This window comes from Alkalimonas sp. (assembly GCF_020831925.1).
Taxonomy (GTDB): Bacteria; Pseudomonadota; Gammaproteobacteria; order Enterobacterales; family Alteromonadaceae; genus Alkalimonas.
In genome coordinates, this window is the sequence record NZ_JAFIFQ010000006.1 from 66,617 (window position 1) to 82,488 (window position 15,872).

Here is a 15,872-nt window from a genome sequence, read left to right on the forward strand (position 1 = left end):
TTTAAGATGCAGCATAACAGTATGCATACACGAAGCTGTGTGGCATTCACCATGGATGGTACCAAGCCCATTTGCTAAAGAAAGGCAGCTGATTCTACATCGAATACAGCAAGACGGCCAAGTTAACCTAGACTTGTTTACTAAGTAAACAAGGACTTTGTTCTAAATCATAAAAGCGGCGGATTCAACTATCTTTTGCAAAGTGAAAACTTTATCATCCGCACCCAGAATAGCCCAAAGTGGGTACTGCACAGTGACGTGTGTATCGGCTTTGAGTGATAAAAAAAGGGCCACTTCCCGCAAGTGGATATTTTGTAACCAGCGAAACTGCAGTGGAACTCGATATGAGCCAGACTAAATCGTTAGAAGTTGACTACAACTATAGCGTTGTCCGCCTCTTTACCCTTGCTACCATCCTTTGGGGCATTGTCGGTATGGCGGTAGGTGTACTGATTGCAGCCCAATTGTATTGGCCTGCCCTGAACTTTGACATTCCATGGCTGACCTACAGCCGTCTCCGTCCTCTTCATACCAATGCGGTCATTTTCGCCTTTGGTACCAGTGCCTTGATGGGGACTGCTTATTACATCGTGCAACGTACCTGTCAGGTCCGGCTCTTTGCGGAAAAGCTGGCTATGTTCACCTTCTGGGGCTGGCAAACGGTGATTGTGCTGGCTGCCATCACCCTGCCACTTGGCATCACGCAATCAAAAGAATACGCCGAGCTGGAGTGGCCGATTGATATTCTGATTACCGTGGTCTGGGTATCCTTTGCGGTGGTCTTTTTTGGCACCCTGGTAAAACGTAAGACCAGTCATATTTATGTCGCTAACTGGTTCTATGGTGCTTTTATTATTACCGTAGCGGCTCTGCATCTGGTCAATAATATGGTGATCCCACTGAACCTGGTGAAATCCTACTCAATTTATGCCGGTGCTGTCGATGCGATGATTCAGTGGTGGTACGGCCATAATGCGGTAGGCTTCCTGCTGACCGCCGGTTTCTTAGGGATGATGTACTACTTTGTACCTAAGCAAGCCGGTCGTCCGGTCTACTCTTACCGTTTGTCGATTGTACACTTCTGGGCGCTGATTGCGCTTTATATCTGGGCTGGCCCTCACCACCTGCACTACACCGCCCTGCCAGACTGGACCCAGTCGCTGGGTATGGTGATGTCGGTTATTCTGTTCGTTCCAAGCTGGGGTGGCATGATCAACGGTATCATGACGCTGTCAGGTGCCTGGCATAAACTGAAAACCGACCCAATTCTGCGTTTCCTGATTGTATCCCTGTCCTTCTACGGCATGTCGACCTTCGAAGGCCCGATGATGGCGATCAAATCAGTGAATGCCTTATCACACTACACCGACTGGACCGTTGGTCACGTGCACTCCGGCGCTCTGGGCTGGGTTGCCATGATCACCATAGGGGCTACCTATTACCTGATCCCCACTCTGTTCAATCAAGGTCGGATGTACAGCATCAAACTGATCAATACGCATTTCTGGTTGCATACCATAGGCGTGGTGCTTTACATCGTTGCCATGTGGATCTCCGGTATTATGCAAGGCATGATGTGGCGCGCAGTAAACACTGACGGCACCCTGACTTATAGCTTCGTTGAGAGTGTTGAAGCCTCTATGCCGTTCTACCTGATGCGCTTTATTGGTGGTGTTTTTGTACTGGTGGGTATGTTTGTTATGGCATACAACGCCTACAAAACCCTGCGTGCAGAGAACCACTCTCTGAAGCCTGTTGCTGAAGCTGTGGCCTAAGGAGCGAGCAATGTCGAATAAAAATCATCACGAGAAAATTGAAAAAAGCGTTGGCTTGCTGGGTATTTTCACCATCATTGCGATCAGCTTTGGCACCTTGGTACAGATTACTCCACTGATGTATCTGGAAGAAACCACTACTCCGGTGCATGGGCTACGCCCTTACACTGCACTGGAAATGGAAGGTCGGGATATCTACATCCGTGAAGGCTGCAATAACTGCCACAGCCAGATGATCCGTCCGTTCCGTTCAGAAGTGGAGCGTTATGGTCACTATTCAGTCGCCGGTGAGCATGTCTGGGAGCATCCGCACTTGTGGGGCTCAAAACGGACGGGACCGGATCTGGCCCGTGTTGGTGGCCGCTACAGCGACGACTGGCATTATGCCCATATGATGGATCCACGCTCTGTGGTGCCTCAATCCAATATGCCAGCCTACCCATGGTTAGCTGATCGGGTCCTGGATGGTCGCTATACCGCCCGTAAGCTGGAGATTTTCCGTAGCCTTGGCGTGCCCTACACCGACGAAGATATTGCCGGTGCAGCCGCAGCCGTTCAAGGTAAAACTGAAATGGATGCTCTGATTGCTTACCTGCAATCACTGGGCACACACTTGAAGTGATTACGATGGAATTTGCAACCTTACACAGCATTTTAACCGTCATTTTATTTGTAGGTTTTGTTGGCCTGATTATCTGGGCTTACGGCAAAGGCCGGAAAAAAGATTTCGACGAAGCAGCGAACCTGGTGTTCGATGATGAGCCGGAACTGACAAAACCAGAACAAAAACAAAAACAGGAGTCCGATCATGAGTAGCTTCTGGAGCGCTTGGATCATCATTTTCACGCTGGTTGTACTGGTTGGCTGCCTGGTGCTGCTGACCTGGAACCTGAAAAACTACGTCGGAGTGTCTGAGGATGAAACGACTGGCCATGAACACGATGGCATCTCAGAACTAAATAACCCTTTGCCGAAGTGGTGGACTTACATGTTCTACATCACTTTGGCGTGGTCGTTGCTCTATTTGGCGGCTTACCCAGGGCTTGGTAATTACAAAGGCTTTTTGAACTGGACCAGTTCGAATCAGGGCATTTTGTCACTGGAAGAGTCGGAACAGGCCACCATTGCAGCCCGCGAAGCTGGCATGAATGTTCAGCTGGATCGCGAAGTGGCACGGGCTGATGAAGTCTATGGCCCGGTATTTCGCCAGTTTGCCGAACGGGATATTCTGGATTTAGCCTATGATCCGGAAGCACTGCGCATTGGTCAGCGGCTGTTTCTGCAAAACTGTGCCCAGTGTCATGGCTCGGATGCGCGCGGTCAGCGGGGTTTCCCTAACCTGACCAACAACGACTGGCAATGGGGCGGCACACCGGACAAAATTAAAGAAACTCTGCTGTATGGCCGTAAAGCCGCTATGCCTGGTTTTAAAGATGCGCTGGGTGAGCAAGGTATTCGTGAGATGACCGCTTTTGTGCTTAGCTTGTCTGGCCGTACTGTGAATCAGCGTGATGCCGAAGCCGGCCAGGCTAAGTTTGCCATGTGTGCAGCTTGCCACGGCAATGATGGCAAAGGCAGTGTGGCGCACAACCTGCCGTTCGGTGCACCGAACCTGACCAACAACATTTGGCTCTATGGTGGCTCAGCAGCCGACGTGACGGAAACTCTGGTGCAAGGACGCTATGGTGAAATGCCAGCCTTCCGCCATACCCTGGGCGAAGACAAGGTGCATATTCTCACCGCATACGTGTACCGTTTATCGAACCCAGAACCGAAACAGAACTGATCCGCACGCTGGATTAAGATAGAATAAACCCCGGCTTCGGGGTTTATTTTTACGAGGAGTTCTTTGATGCAAACCGATACCAAACCCTGGTACAAACAGCTTTGGCCGTGGATTTTGATTTTACTGCCAGCTATCGCATTTGCTCGTGGTGGTTGGGCCTTTTACATCATGATGCAAAACCAGCCAGAAATGGTAGTCGATGATTATTACCGTGAAGGCCGCACCATCAACAACCGGCTGGAAAAATACCGCGAAGCAGCACTGCGTAACCTGGAAGCGCATGTGTTGGTGATTGGCAACCGGGCCGTGGTGCGTTTTGCTGAAAATGCGGTGCTGGATGAGACCATCCACCTGGACTTTCATCATACCACCCTGGGCGCCAATGACTTCAAAGTTGAAGCTTCCCGCAGTGGTGAGTTGCTTTATGTCGCTACCCTGCCACATACCCCACGTGGACGCTTTCGGCTGGTAGTATCTGACGACAGCCAGGAGTGGCGTTTGCGTGTCACGCTGGATGTTCCTGCCGAGCAGGAAGTGAAACTGGGTTACTAAGCAGACCATGAGCACAGAGCGCTGTTTTCACTGCCACGAGCCGGTCCTGACCGGCCAGCAGTTTGTACTGGAATTTGAACAACAACAACGCACTTTCTGTTGCCTTGGTTGCCAGGCTGTAGCAGATACCATTATTCAGCAAGGGCTCGGCGATTATTACCGTTTTCGCACCGAGCCGGCCACCAAAGCCGATGCCATGCCGGCCGATTTAGCAAGTGAACTTGCCAGCTTTGACAGCCCGGATGTATTGGCCGATTTGACCAGCCAACAGGGCGAACTCAGTAAAATTGAGCTGTCTGTCAGCGGCATTAGCTGCGCTGCGTGCGCCTGGCTGATTGAACGGCGCTTAAAGCAATTAAAGGGAGTTGCCAGTATCACGGTTAATTCCGGCACTCAGCGGGCCCAAATTGAGTGGTTACCAGAGCAGTTGAAATTAAGCCGTATTCTGCAGGAAATCAGCAAGCTGGGTTATCAGGCCAGTCCCTTTGCAGCCGATCAGGAAGAAAAAATACACAAAGCAGAGCTGGGCCGCTACCTAAAGCGGCTGGCAGTATCTGGCATCCTGTCGATGCAGGTCATGATGCTGGCAATCGCCCTCTACTTTGGTGAGTGGACCGGCATTGATCCTGAGCATCAGGATTACTTGCGCTGGATCAGCATGCTGCTCACTACACCGGTAGCGTTTTACGCTGCCCTGCCCTTTGTCACCAGCGCCTGGCGCAGCATTGTTAACCGAAAAATGAACATGGATGTGCCGGTCAGTCTGGCAATCTACTACACCTACTTTGCATCGGCTTATGCCACCGTGACGGAGACCGGCGAAGTCTACTTTGAGTCGGTCTGTATGTTTGTGTTCTTTTTGCAGCTCGGCAAATTTTTCGAGTACAGAGCCAGAGCCAAAGCCCGGGATGCCACCAGCAACCTGTTAAAAATCATGCCGGTGACCGCAACCCAACTGATCGACGGCCAGCCACAAAGCACCTCGGCCAGACGGCTGCAACCAGGCGACTTGATTCTGGTGAAAGCCGGCGAAACCCTGCCTGCCGATGGTGAGGTTTTCGACGGCAACAGCAGTGTTGATGAATCCATGCTAACCGGTGAATACCACCCCATTGCAAAAGCACGTGGCGATGCCGTTCTGGCTGGCAGTGTCAATCACGATGGCGTGCTGCAGGTTAAAGTTAGCCAGCCGTTGGCCCTGTCCAGGCTGGGTCAAATCATCGCTTTGCAGCAAGATACCCTGAACCAAAAACCCAAACTGGCCGAGAAAACCGACGAACTCGCACAGTATTTTGTTGAGCGCTTGCTGCTGATCGCTCTGGCTACGTTTTTGGTTTGGTTCTTCTGGATTGATGCTAGCCGGGCTTTTTGGGTTACCTTATCCGTGCTGGTTGCCACCTGCCCTTGCGCACTGGCGCTGGCTACCCCTACCGCTATTACCTGTTCATTGGCACGGCTGAACCGTAAGCACATTCTGATTAAAAACAATCAGGTGCTGGACAGGCTGCCCGACATTCAGCACATTGTGTTTGATAAAACCGGCACCCTGACACAGGGACGCTTTAGTGTGCATCAGGTACAGCTGCTGGCTACAGAGTACGACCAAGCCAGCTTACTGAACCTAATCGCCAATCTGGAGCGGCACTCTGAACACCCAATCGGTAAGGCTTTTCAGCCGTATTTGCTGCAGGAGCTGGAGCTCAGCGATGTACAAATCAGCATAGGCGCTGGTATATCGGCCCTGTGGCAGGGACAGCGGGTACGGGTAGGCAATGCCGCTTTCTGCCGTGCCGAGCCAGTCCAGGGCGCTATGGTGTACCTGACCATAGACAGCAAGGTGCTAGCGGCGATTGAACTGCAGGATGATCTTCGGCCGGAAGTGCCGGCCTTACTGCAGGCACTCAAAGCCCAAGGTTATCAGTTGGGTTTGCTGACCGGTGACAGCTCCAGCCAGGCTGAGCGGGTCGCTGAGCAGTTAGGGTTTGACTGGCTGGAAAAAGGCTGCAGCCCGGAGCAAAAGGTGACGGTAATTCAGCAACTGACCGCACAAGGGCAAAAAGTGATGATGATTGGGGATGGCATTAACGACAGTGCCTGCTTTCATGCCGCCGATGTCTCTGTCACCCTGCAAGGCAGTACCGATTTAGCCAAAAACCAGGCCGATGTGCTGATATTGCGCAATGATCTGAGTCTGTTAACCACCCTGCTGAGCGGTGGCGAATTGGCCGCCCGTACCATCAAACAAAATCTGGCCTGGTCGGTTGGTTACAATGTGATCATCATTCCGCTGGCTGTGGTAGGCTTGGTCTCTCCTTACATCGCCGTGCTGGGTATGTCATTCAGCTCTTTATTGGTGGTGTCCAACTCGTTGAGGTTACTCAAGTCATGAGTGTGATTTATGTTTTGATCCCCATCGCAGTCCTCTTTGTGATGATAGGACTGGCCATATTTTTCTGGGCCGTCAAGAGCAAGCAATTCGACGATCTGGATAAACAAGGTTTTAGTATATTATTTGATGATGAGCCGAAGGCCCCTGCCAACACAGAATTAACCGACCAGTCAGACAACAAAACCAGCAACACTGACCATGAACCCCGCTGATCTGACCGCCGCCCTGCTGATAGGCCTGATTGGCAGCAGTCACTGTCTGGTGATGTGCGGAGGCATTGTAGCAGCACTGCAGCTCTCCATGCCCGGCATGTCAGGCCGACGCCGCTTTGCTTTTCAGCTGCTACTCAGCCTGGGTCGTTTAACCAGCTATGCCTTTTTTGGTGCTCTGGTCGGTTACTTTGGTTTAGTCGCCATGCAAGTAAGCGGAGCTTCCATGGTATGGCTGCGTTTGCTGGCCGGTCTTTTGTTAGTTGCTATGGCACTCTACATTGCCAGGCTATCCACTGTCTTAGTCTATCTGGAGCGCTTAGGCCAAGGTATCTGGCGGCAAATTCAGCCCATCAGTAGTCGCCTGATGCCACTTGATTCGCCATACAAAGCCTTCGGTTATGGACTTTGCTGGGGCTGGCTGCCCTGTGGCTTGGTTTACAGTACACTCAGCTGGAGCCTGGCCAGTGGCAGTGCCGGAGCCGGAGCCGGAATCATGCTGGCCTTTGGGCTGGGTACCCTGCCCGCGATTTTGCTGACCGCGACTCTGGCAGCGCGTCTGAATCAGCTAAAGCAACAAAGCTGGTTTCGCTACAGCACAGCTCTGTTGCTTGGCAGTTACGGTTTTTATACGGTTTATCTTGCCTTGGCGCGGCTAGTTTCTTAAGCTATCACCAATATAGCGACAACTATGGATGTCTTATGGCGCACTCGTCAATCAACTGTCAGGATTGTGGCTTCAGTCAGCTTTGTTTACCTTTTACGCTGAATGACAATGAGCTGGATACGCTGGATGACATCATTCAGCGCAAAAAGCCGTTGCATAAAGGCGACTACTTATTCGAAGCAGGTCGGCCATTTCAGGCACTCTATGCCATCCGTACCGGCTCTTTTAAAACCTTTACGCTGACGGAGCAAGGTGAAGAACAAATTACCGGCTTTCATTTGCCAGGTGATGTGCTGGGTTTTGAAGCCATCAACACCCAGCAGCATGTCAGTTATGCCCAGGCGCTGGAAACGGCCATGGTCTGTGAAATTCCCTACCACAACCTAGAGCAACTGCTGGGCGAACTGCCTAAGCTACGCCAACAAATGATGCGCTTAATGAGTCAGGATATCTCGGCTGATCAGCAACTGATGCTGCTGCTGAATCGGAAAAATGCTGAAGAGAAGTTGGCCGCTTTCTTAACCAATCTGGCACAGCGCTTTCATAGCAGAGGCTTCTCTGGCAAAGAGTTTCGCCTAACCATGACCCGGGGTGAAATTGGCAACTATCTTGGCTTAACGGTTGAAACCATCAGCCGTTTACTGGGGCGTTTTCATAAAGAAGAGCTGATCCATGTAGATGGTAAATTTATTACCATTGTCAACCACACAGCTTTAGCGGCGCTTGGTGGTATGGCAGCAATTGCCAGCTAGTATCCAATCTGAAACGGTACCTTGCCGTTTCATTTTTATTTGCTTTCTGTTTGATACAACGCATGTTTTGAGTTCGGCAATGCTCTGAAAATTGACTACACTGTTGGGTAGGCAATGCAGCAAAAGGAGCGATACTGTGTCCAAACCTCAACACATCATGGTGGTGATCGATCCCACCACTGAACAACAAAAAGCCCTGCACCGGGCCGTCGAATATGCCCGCTATCAGGATTGCAGTCTGACCGCTTTTTTATCCATTTACGATTTTTCTTACGAAATGACCACCATGTTGTCCGGTGAAGAACGCGAGTCGATGCGTCAGGCAGTGATTAAAGATCGCGAGCTTTGGATCAGTGAGCAAGTTGCACCCTATCGGGAAAAAGGCCTGGTGATCGATATTCATGTCGAGTGGCACAACCGGCCTTTTGAGGCCATGGTCAAAGCTGTTCTCGAAGAAGGCTACGACATGGTCTTTAAAGGCACGCATGATCACGATGTGCTTAAATCAATGATCTTCACCCCGACGGATTGGCATCTGCTGCGCAAGTGCCCCTGCCCAGTCTTGCTGGTAAAAGATCATGACTGGCCTCAAGGCGGTAATGTGCTGGTGGCTGTGAATGCTGGCAGTGAACAGGACTACCATAAATCACTTAACAGTCGCCTGATTAACAAAGCAAAAGCCGTTGCTGGCATGCTGTCTGCGCAGGTGCATCTGGTCAATGCCTACCCTGGTACACCAGTGAACATTGCCATTGAGATCCCGGAATTTAACCCGGATGAATACAACAGCACCATGAAGCGCCACCATGTAGATGCTGTCAGGGAGCTGGCTGGCCAGCATGGCATTGCCGATGGACATACCCATGTGCTGGAAGGGATGCCCGAAGACGTGATCCCCAAAGTTGCCCGTGAGCTCGATGCAGAAATGGTACTGATTGGCACCATAGGTCGTACCGGCTTTTCTGCAGCCATTATCGGCAACACCGCGGAACATGTGATTGACCGGTTGGATTGTGATGTGCTTGCAGTGAAACCCGAGAATTTTGTCAGCCCACTGGAGAAATAGTATTTAGCCTTCTTGGCTACTATGGAAACGGCGCCGGATCCGCTATACTGAGCGCCGTTTTTTCCCAGGGTGGTGATATGTCGCATTCTGCACAAGCTAAAGCTCAGTACAGCCTGAATAAGCTGCACAAAAAACTTCGTCGTGGTGTCGGCCAGGCCATTGCCGACTTCAACATGATTGAAGCTGGCGATAAAGTCATGGTGTGTTTATCCGGAGGCAAAGACAGTTATACCTTGCTGGATATTCTGCTGAACCTTCAGTTGTCAGCCCCAATCGACTTTTCCATTGTGGCTGTTAATCTGGACCAAAAACAGCCCGGCTTTCCAGCCGAAGTACTGCCAGGCTATCTCAGCCAGATCGGGGTCGATTTTAAAATCGTCACCGAAGATACTTACGCCATTGTCAAAGAAAAAATCCCGGAAGGAAAAACCACCTGCTCACTGTGCTCAAGGCTAAGACGCGGCATTTTGTATCGTACAGCTAAAGAACTGGGTGCCACAAAAATTGCCTTAGGTCACCACCGTGATGACATGCTGGAAACTTTGTTTCTGAATATGTTTTATGGTGGCAAAATGAAATCCATGCCACCTAAGCTATTGAGTGATAACGGCGAGCATATGGTGATCCGGCCTCTGGCCTATTGCCGGGAAAAAGACATTGCCCGCTACGCGGAAGCAAAAGCCTTTCCGATTATTCCCTGCAATTTGTGCGGTTCGCAAGATGGTCTGCAGCGCCAGGTAGTCAAAGAAATGCTGCAGGATTGGGATAAACGCTTTCCGGGACGTATTGAAACCATGTTCCAGGCGCTGCAAAACGTGGTGCCTTCGCACCTGGCCGATGCTAACCTGTTTGACTTTAAGCAGCTGTCCAAAGCAGATGCAATCTATGCTGGCGATACCGCTTTTGATCCTATCTCCTTACCTAGGTTGCCCCTGGTGGTGGAAGAGGACGCAGCTACAGCTGCATCGGCTAGCGTTCAGATTGTGCAGCTAAGCTAAAAACCACAACGATGCTAGCAGCAACAAAAAAGCCAGCAAATGCTGGCTTTTTCTCTTTGAAGAGCTGTTTAGCAAGACGGTGATATCGCCACCACTTGTTGGACTTCCTGCATAATGGGGCAGTTAAAGCGGATCATGCCGCTGATTTCAGCAATGTAATCCTCGCCCCGCTCGGAATAGCGCAACAAGCCTCGAGCAAGATCCTCGCCCCGTACCGGCTTATTACGGCTTCGCAATTGCGCCCGAATATCCCGCAGCTCTTCATAGCTATGAAAAGTATTCAAATTGTAAAAATAGCTCCGTATGCTGGCAGCTGCCGATTCAAAGCGAGCCACTTCATGGAACTGATCTTCACCTCGGTATAAAGGCACCAGCCCGCAGCCTTCACGAAAGCACCACTGACCAAAGAAGTTCAGCCCTTCCACAGCAAAACGGCTGGTACCCCAAGCCGATTCATTGGCTGCCTGCATTAATACCAAAGAGGCTGGCAGTACATCCACTCGCTTCAATAGCTCGTTAAAGCTGTCTTCATCAGTATGCGCCACATCCATCCGAAACTCATCGTACAAGGCATACAAGAATGCATAATCCTGCACAGTCAGCGGCTGGTGCTTTTCAATCTGAGCCTGCATTTCCAGCAGCTGCTTGCGTAAAGCCCGTAAACGCGTATTCTCACGTGCTACATGAGGCCCAAGGTAAGCAAAAAACGCCTGCTTCTTTTCATTAATATCGGCAATGGCATCAAAATCCGGCAATGGTTTTTTAGCAGGTGCCGGAGTTGGGTAAGCCAGCCGTTTGCGTACCAGCTCGGAGCGGACATAACCCATCACATCCGTTCGCAATGGATGCTCTAGTGGCTCATGCCAGACCAATGGCTCCTCTTCTGGTACAGCAGTATCCATAAATGGAAAATACAGTGCATACAACACCAAGGCTGTTATTGCCATCAGTAAAGGGTACTTCAACAATCGCATCAATCACCTTTTCGCTGCTTAAATTTATCTGGCTGTTGCCTCTGGATACTAGCTTGTCAGCCAGGCCCTTTTGCTTTAACTTAAAAGCATCAACAGCACTCTTGTAGTCTATTTTACCCTGAATTCATCAAATGCACGAACTATTCTGTACACTTGATGCGCACTTTTCAGCCATAAGTAGTACTACAGTGTTGATCTTAAAAACAAAAAAATTACTGGTATGATTCGTGCTTAAATGGTGTAAAACCATGCTTTTTTAAGCGCAAACCAAAGGAAATCACCATGAAAAGATTGCTGTTTATTACCTTACTGCTGACTTTTTCAGTGGCGCACACCGCCTTTGCTGATGAAAAACGGCTTGAATTGGACATTGATGCCTCAGCTCTGACTCTACTGGCTCTGGAGGTCGGTGTTGGGCAAATTCAGATCAATACAGCAGATACCGACCGTATTTTGCTTAGGGTGGATGTACGTGGTGAAAAACGCTGGTGGTTTTTCAGCCATAAAGTCGGCGATGTTGAGCTAAAGCAGCAATTGCGTGATGGTCGCTTGTATCTGAGCATTCCAAAAGACAACACCAAGCAACATTGGCAACTGACGCTTCCAGCTGAGTTGGCCGTTAAGGTTGAGCTTGGCGTTGGACAGTTTTACGCCAACCGTATCCACAGCAGTTATGATGTAGATGTTGGGGTTGGTCAGATTAGCAGCAGCCTGAATGCGGAGCAGTTCCAACGCATTGAATTATCAGCTGGTGTTGGTAATGTCAATTTGCATAATGCGCCAAGCAGTTTTAAAGCCGAGCGTCATTTGGTGGGGGGCAGCCTTGAATGGAGTGGTCCCGGTAGCACTGTTTTTAAAGCCAATGTTGGCGTTGGCGATATTAGTCTGACGCATAAGAATTAAAAAAACGTTTGCTTTACAGCCAAAAGCCATGCTTTTGGCTTTCTTTTGTCCTGCAACTTCAGGTAGTATCTGGCTATCCAGACGTATAAAAAAACTGAAGCAAAAAATTCTATGAAGCCCATTCAGCGTTCAAGCAAACTTGAAGGTGTTTGTTACGATATCCGTGGTCCGGTGGCTCAAGAAGCTAAGCGGATGGAAGAAGAAGGTCACCGCATTTTAAAACTCAATATTGGCAACCCTGCTCCTTTTGGCTTTGAAGCACCGGATGAAATTTTAAAGCATGTGATCCACAATCTGCCAACCGCGCAGGGCTACTCCGACTCCCAAGGCATTTACCCAGCCCGGGTGGCTGTTGCTCAGTACTATCAACAGCGTGGCATTCGTGGTGCCGACGCCGATGATGTCTTTATTGGTAATGGTGTCTCTGAACTCATACTGATGGCGCTGCAAGGCTTGCTGAATAACGACGATGAAGTTTTGATCCCCTCCCCCGATTACCCACTCTGGACTGCGGCCGTGAACCTGGCAGGAGGCAAGGCCCGGCATTATCGCTGCGATGAGCAACAGGACTGGGCACCAGATCTGGACGATTTGCGCAGTAAAATCAGCAAAAAAACCAAAGCTCTGGTACTTATCAATCCGAACAACCCAACCGGTGCGGTTTATTCCGATGAGGTATTGCTGGCCTTATTGGAAATTGCCCGACAGCACCAGTTGGTGGTGTTAAGCGACGAAATTTACGACAAAATTCTGTACGATGGTACCGAGCATACCAGTACCGCCGCTTTGTGTGATGATTTGCTGTTGCTCACCTTTGGCGGTCTGTCAAAAAACTACCGCATTGCCGGATTTCGCGTTGGTTGGCTCTTTATCTCCGGTGCCAAGCGCCAGGCCCAGCACTATGTCGATGGTTTGCGCATTCTTGCTTCGATGCGTCTTTGTGCCAATGTACCCTGTCAGCATGCGGTACAGACTGCACTGGGCGGCTATCAGAGTATTTTTGAGTTAACGGCTCCTGGCGGCCGTCTGTACGAGCAGATGGATGCCGCATGGCAGCAAGTCAATCAAATACCAGGGGTAAGCTGCACCCGCCCTAAAGGCGCCATGTACCTGTTCCCGAAAATTGATCGCAGCAAAATAAAAGTGAAAGACGACGAATTGATGGTGCTCGATTTTTTACGTCAGCACAAAGTCTTGCTGGTTCATGGACGGGCCTTTAACTGGCCTGAACCGGATCATTTTCGTATTGTGTTTTTGCCTCACAAAGAACAACTGGAGCAAGCCATCGGGCGGCTGGAACAGTTTTTAGGCAGTTATCAACAATAAGGCGTTAGCATGAATACTGAACCGGGATTTCGTCACGCCTTTGAGTGGTTTACTAATCAACTGTCCTCTGTGGTGTTCTATGCCATTCCGGTTGGTGGCGCCGAACTGCCGATGGTGGTGGTCTGGTTGATGGCCGGTGCCCTGTTCAGTACCTTTTATCTGGGCTTTATCAATGTACGCGGCTTTGGACATGCCCTCAAAGTGGTGTCTGGCCGCTACAAAGACCCACGCCAGCAAGGCGATATTACCCCGTTTCAAGCTTTATCTACTGCTTTGTCAGGTACAGTAGGTACTGGCAATATAGCCGGTGTAGCCGTGGCCATTACGCTGGGCGGTCCTGGTGCAACCTTCTGGATGATATTGGCCGGTATCCTCGGCATGTCGCTGAAGTTTGTCGAGTGTACCCTGGCGGTCAAGTACCGTCATCAGGCAGCGGATGGCAGCTATTCCGGCGGCCCCATGTACTACATTGAAGTGGCGCTTAGCAAATTCAACTTGCCACGACTTGGCAAAGCCCTGGCAATTTTCTTTGCCATGGCCTGCGTCTTTGGCTCGGCCGGTTTTGTCCATGTGAACCAGGGCTATGCGCAGGTCAAAGGCGTGACCGGCTTTGATAATGCCTGGTTATTTGGTGCTATCTACGCCCTGTTGGTCGCTGTGGTGATTATCGGCGGCATCAAAAGCATTGCCAATGTCACCAGTCGGCTGGTTCCTTTGATGTGCGCTATCTATCTGCTGGCGGCGCTGATCATCATTGGCAGCCATCTGGATGCGGTGCCAGCAGCGCTGATGACCATCGTCTATGGCGCCTTTGCCCCTGAGGCGGCTTACGGTGGCTTTATCGGTGTGCTGATTCAGGGCTTTCGCCGCGCTGCCTATTCCAACGAAGCCGGTATTGGCTCTTCCCCCATTGCCCATGCGGCGGCACAAACCCGGCATCCGGTTTCGCAAGGCTTTGTAGCCCTGCTGGAACCCTTTATTGATACCGTGGTGATTTGCACCATTACTGCTCTGGTGATCATTCTGACCGGCGCTTACCTTGGCAGCGATCTGGATGGCGTACGCCTTACTTCCAGTGCCTTTGCCAGCGTATTTGACTGGTTCCCGCTGGTGCTGATGGTGGCCTTACTGCTGTTTGGTTTTTCCACCGTCATCAGCTGGTCTTACTATGGCCTTAAATCCTGGAGCTATATTTTCGGTGAAACCAACCGGGTGCAAAACCTGTTTAAAGTGCTGTTTTGTCTGGTCGTGTCGATTGGGGCTGTGCCCAATATCCTGGCGGTGTTTGATTTTATCGACTCGATGATTTTTCTGATGGCAGTACCGAATATTCTGGCCATTTATCTTTTGATGCCCGAAGTGAAACGCGATTTAAAAGAGTACCTGCGCCAGCTGAAATAACACGGGCTCACTTTAAGTGAGCCCGTATTTTGGCCGATGCATAGTCCATCAACCAGACAATAGCAGCAATGACGATTACCAGCATGCCGACATCATTCCAGCGCGCCAGGCCCTGATACTGCATCAGCATGGTGCCTATCCCGCCGCCACCGACCAAACCAATCACCGTCGCCATCCTGACATTGATATCCCAACGATAAATGGTGTACGACAAATAGGGCAGCACCACTTGTGGTACTACGCCATACCAGATTACCTGGATAGGATGGGCGCCGGTTGCCGTCATGGCTTCAACTGGCCCATCCTGAATGGCTTCGATTTGCTCGGAGTACAACTTGGTCAATGAAGCGACCGAGTGCAGAAACAGCGCCAGCATGCCAGAGAATGGCCCTATCCCGACCCAGACCGAGAAAATAATGGCCCAGACCAATGGCTCAATGGAGCGGGTCAGGTTCATCAAAAAGCGCAATACCGCATAAATCGCAAAGCTGAGCGCTGAGTTTTTCATCAAGTTGCGAGCGGCAAAAAAAGCCAGCACAAAGGCAACCGGAATGGCCAAAGCGGTGGCAATAAAAGCCATGTAAACGGTCTCAACTGCTGCAAAGAGCGCGTCTTCGAAAATGGCAAAATTCGGGTTCAATAACGCGGTGAAAATCCGCTGTGCACCCGCCAAACCAGAGTCGGAAAAAAATTCCCGCATTGAGACCTGGGATATCTGCAAGCCAGCGATAAAGGTCAAGAGCAAAAACAGCAGGCCAAGCCGTACCGAGGCCGTGCGAAATAAAGAGCGCCCTTCATCAAAAGCAATGAGCCCATAGCAAGCCTTACCAACAGATGCTTTGGTGTAACTCAGAACGCTCGCTACCAGGCCTCCCACCAGCAGAGAATAGAGTGGCTCGGACCAGAAGAAATCGACATGGCGCAAATCAAGCCACCAACTTTGATAGCCTAATTTGTAAAGCACCAGAAAACTGTAACTCCATAGCAGCACATCCATGCACCAGGCTTTGATGCTGGCCTGATAGCGTTTCACCGGCATGGCCTCGGCCAATGGTTGCTTTGTGATCATGGTAT

At 50.6% G+C, this 15,872-nt stretch carries 16 protein-coding genes; 14 read left to right on the forward strand and 2 right to left on the reverse strand.

Going from position 1 to position 15,872, the window contains the following annotated elements; translation table 11 throughout:
* Positions 1–344: 344 nt before the first annotated feature.
* From ccoN to ttcA, 11 genes are all read left to right on the forward strand, one after another.
* Positions 345–1,775: a cytochrome-c oxidase, cbb3-type subunit I gene (gene ccoN, locus JJU14_RS03750; protein WP_091345348.1), complete on the forward strand. Its 1,431-nt coding sequence runs from the start codon at positions 345–347 to the stop codon at positions 1,773–1,775.
* A gap of 10 nt (positions 1,776–1,785) precedes the next feature.
* On the forward strand, positions 1,786–2,397 hold the full coding sequence (ccoO, locus tag JJU14_RS03755) for a cytochrome-c oxidase, cbb3-type subunit II (RefSeq protein WP_091345347.1): 612 nt from the start codon (positions 1,786–1,788) through the stop codon (positions 2,395–2,397).
* Between the two features lie 5 nt (positions 2,398–2,402).
* Positions 2,403–2,591: a cbb3-type cytochrome c oxidase subunit 3 gene (locus JJU14_RS03760; RefSeq protein WP_228611266.1), complete on the forward strand. Its 189-nt coding sequence runs from the start codon at positions 2,403–2,405 to the stop codon at positions 2,589–2,591.
* Positions 2,584–3,561, forward strand: a complete 978-nt coding sequence (gene ccoP, locus JJU14_RS03765) for a cytochrome-c oxidase, cbb3-type subunit III (RefSeq protein ID WP_228611267.1) — start codon at positions 2,584–2,586, stop codon at positions 3,559–3,561. Before JJU14_RS03760 ends, ccoP begins: the two co-directional genes overlap by 8 nt.
* A gap of 66 nt (positions 3,562–3,627) precedes the next feature.
* On the forward strand, positions 3,628–4,113 hold the full coding sequence (locus JJU14_RS03770; RefSeq protein ID WP_091345342.1) for a FixH family protein: 486 nt from the start codon (positions 3,628–3,630) through the stop codon (positions 4,111–4,113).
* Positions 4,114–4,120: 7 nt separating this feature from the next.
* Positions 4,121–6,502, forward strand: a complete 2,382-nt coding sequence (locus JJU14_RS03775; protein ID WP_228611268.1) for a heavy metal translocating P-type ATPase — start codon at positions 4,121–4,123, stop codon at positions 6,500–6,502.
* Entirely contained in the window at positions 6,499–6,714 is a 216-nt protein-coding gene (gene ccoS / locus JJU14_RS03780; RefSeq protein ID WP_228611269.1) for a cbb3-type cytochrome oxidase assembly protein CcoS, read from the forward strand. The genes JJU14_RS03775 and ccoS overlap by 4 nt, the downstream gene beginning before the upstream one ends.
* A complete protein-coding gene (locus JJU14_RS03785) occupies positions 6,701–7,378 on the forward strand; it encodes a sulfite exporter TauE/SafE family protein (protein WP_228611270.1) in 678 nt (225 codons plus the stop codon). The genes ccoS and JJU14_RS03785 overlap by 14 nt, the downstream gene beginning before the upstream one ends.
* A 35-nt stretch (positions 7,379–7,413) precedes the next feature.
* Positions 7,414–8,130 (forward strand): fumarate/nitrate reduction transcriptional regulator Fnr, encoded by a 717-nt coding sequence (gene fnr, locus JJU14_RS03790; RefSeq protein WP_228611271.1) that lies wholly within the window; start codon positions 7,414–7,416, stop codon positions 8,128–8,130.
* A 136-nt stretch (positions 8,131–8,266) separates the two neighbouring features.
* Positions 8,267–9,196, forward strand: coding sequence for a universal stress protein UspE (gene uspE / locus JJU14_RS03795; RefSeq protein ID WP_228611272.1), 930 nt, complete (start codon positions 8,267–8,269; stop codon positions 9,194–9,196).
* 77 nt (positions 9,197–9,273) lie between these two features.
* The gene (gene ttcA / locus JJU14_RS03800; RefSeq protein WP_228611273.1) at positions 9,274–10,194 is read left to right on the forward strand and encodes a tRNA 2-thiocytidine(32) synthetase TtcA; all 921 of its coding nucleotides are present in this window, start codon (positions 9,274–9,276) and stop codon (positions 10,192–10,194) included.
* A 68-nt stretch (positions 10,195–10,262) separates the two neighbouring features.
* Here ttcA and JJU14_RS03805 read toward each other — a convergent pair whose 3' ends face one another.
* Positions 10,263–11,168, reverse strand: coding sequence for a glucosaminidase domain-containing protein (locus JJU14_RS03805; RefSeq protein ID WP_228611274.1), 906 nt, complete (start codon positions 11,166–11,168; stop codon positions 10,263–10,265).
* Positions 11,169–11,450: 282 nt separating this feature from the next.
* Between JJU14_RS03805 and JJU14_RS03810 the strand changes: the two genes are divergently transcribed.
* The 3 genes from JJU14_RS03810 to JJU14_RS03820 all read left to right on the forward strand — a co-directional run bounded on the left by JJU14_RS03810 (position 11,451) and on the right by JJU14_RS03820 (position 14,798).
* Positions 11,451–12,071: a hypothetical protein gene (locus JJU14_RS03810; protein ID WP_228611275.1), complete on the forward strand. Its 621-nt coding sequence runs from the start codon at positions 11,451–11,453 to the stop codon at positions 12,069–12,071.
* A 111-nt stretch (positions 12,072–12,182) separates the two neighbouring features.
* Positions 12,183–13,397: a pyridoxal phosphate-dependent aminotransferase gene (locus JJU14_RS03815; RefSeq protein ID WP_228611276.1), complete on the forward strand. Its 1,215-nt coding sequence runs from the start codon at positions 12,183–12,185 to the stop codon at positions 13,395–13,397.
* A gap of 9 nt (positions 13,398–13,406) precedes the next feature.
* On the forward strand, positions 13,407–14,798 hold the full coding sequence (locus JJU14_RS03820) for an alanine/glycine:cation symporter family protein (RefSeq protein WP_091345327.1): 1,392 nt from the start codon (positions 13,407–13,409) through the stop codon (positions 14,796–14,798).
* 7 nt (positions 14,799–14,805) lie between these two features.
* Here the strand turns inward: JJU14_RS03820 and phnE are convergent, their stop codons facing one another.
* Entirely contained in the window at positions 14,806–15,867 is a 1,062-nt protein-coding gene (phnE, locus tag JJU14_RS03825) for a phosphonate ABC transporter, permease protein PhnE (RefSeq protein WP_228611277.1), read from the reverse strand.
* Positions 15,868–15,872 lie beyond the last annotated feature (5 nt).

Coding starts and splice junctions, on each gene's coding strand:
- JJU14_RS03805 (WP_228611274.1), bottom strand. CDS start 11,168: ATGCGATTGTTGAAGTACCCTTTACTGATGGCAATAACAGCCTTGGTG.
- ccoN (WP_091345348.1), top strand. CDS start 345: ATGAGCCAGACTAAATCGTTAGAAGTTGACTACAACTATAGCGTTGTC.
- ccoP (WP_228611267.1), top strand. CDS start 2,584: ATGAGTAGCTTCTGGAGCGCTTGGATCATCATTTTCACGCTGGTTGTA.
- fnr (WP_228611271.1), top strand. CDS start 7,414: ATGGCGCACTCGTCAATCAACTGTCAGGATTGTGGCTTCAGTCAGCTT.
- JJU14_RS03785 (WP_228611270.1), top strand. CDS start 6,701: ATGAACCCCGCTGATCTGACCGCCGCCCTGCTGATAGGCCTGATTGGC.
- ttcA (WP_228611273.1), top strand. CDS start 9,274: ATGTCGCATTCTGCACAAGCTAAAGCTCAGTACAGCCTGAATAAGCTG.
- JJU14_RS03810 (WP_228611275.1), top strand. CDS start 11,451: ATGAAAAGATTGCTGTTTATTACCTTACTGCTGACTTTTTCAGTGGCG.
- JJU14_RS03775 (WP_228611268.1), top strand. CDS start 4,121: ATGAGCACAGAGCGCTGTTTTCACTGCCACGAGCCGGTCCTGACCGGC.
- phnE (WP_228611277.1), bottom strand. CDS start 15,867: ATGATCACAAAGCAACCATTGGCCGAGGCCATGCCGGTGAAACGCTAT.
- JJU14_RS03815 (WP_228611276.1), top strand. CDS start 12,183: ATGAAGCCCATTCAGCGTTCAAGCAAACTTGAAGGTGTTTGTTACGAT.
- ccoS (WP_228611269.1), top strand. CDS start 6,499: ATGAGTGTGATTTATGTTTTGATCCCCATCGCAGTCCTCTTTGTGATG.
- JJU14_RS03820 (WP_091345327.1), top strand. CDS start 13,407: ATGAATACTGAACCGGGATTTCGTCACGCCTTTGAGTGGTTTACTAAT.
- ccoO (WP_091345347.1), top strand. CDS start 1,786: ATGTCGAATAAAAATCATCACGAGAAAATTGAAAAAAGCGTTGGCTTG.
- JJU14_RS03760 (WP_228611266.1), top strand. CDS start 2,403: ATGGAATTTGCAACCTTACACAGCATTTTAACCGTCATTTTATTTGTA.
- JJU14_RS03770 (WP_091345342.1), top strand. CDS start 3,628: ATGCAAACCGATACCAAACCCTGGTACAAACAGCTTTGGCCGTGGATT.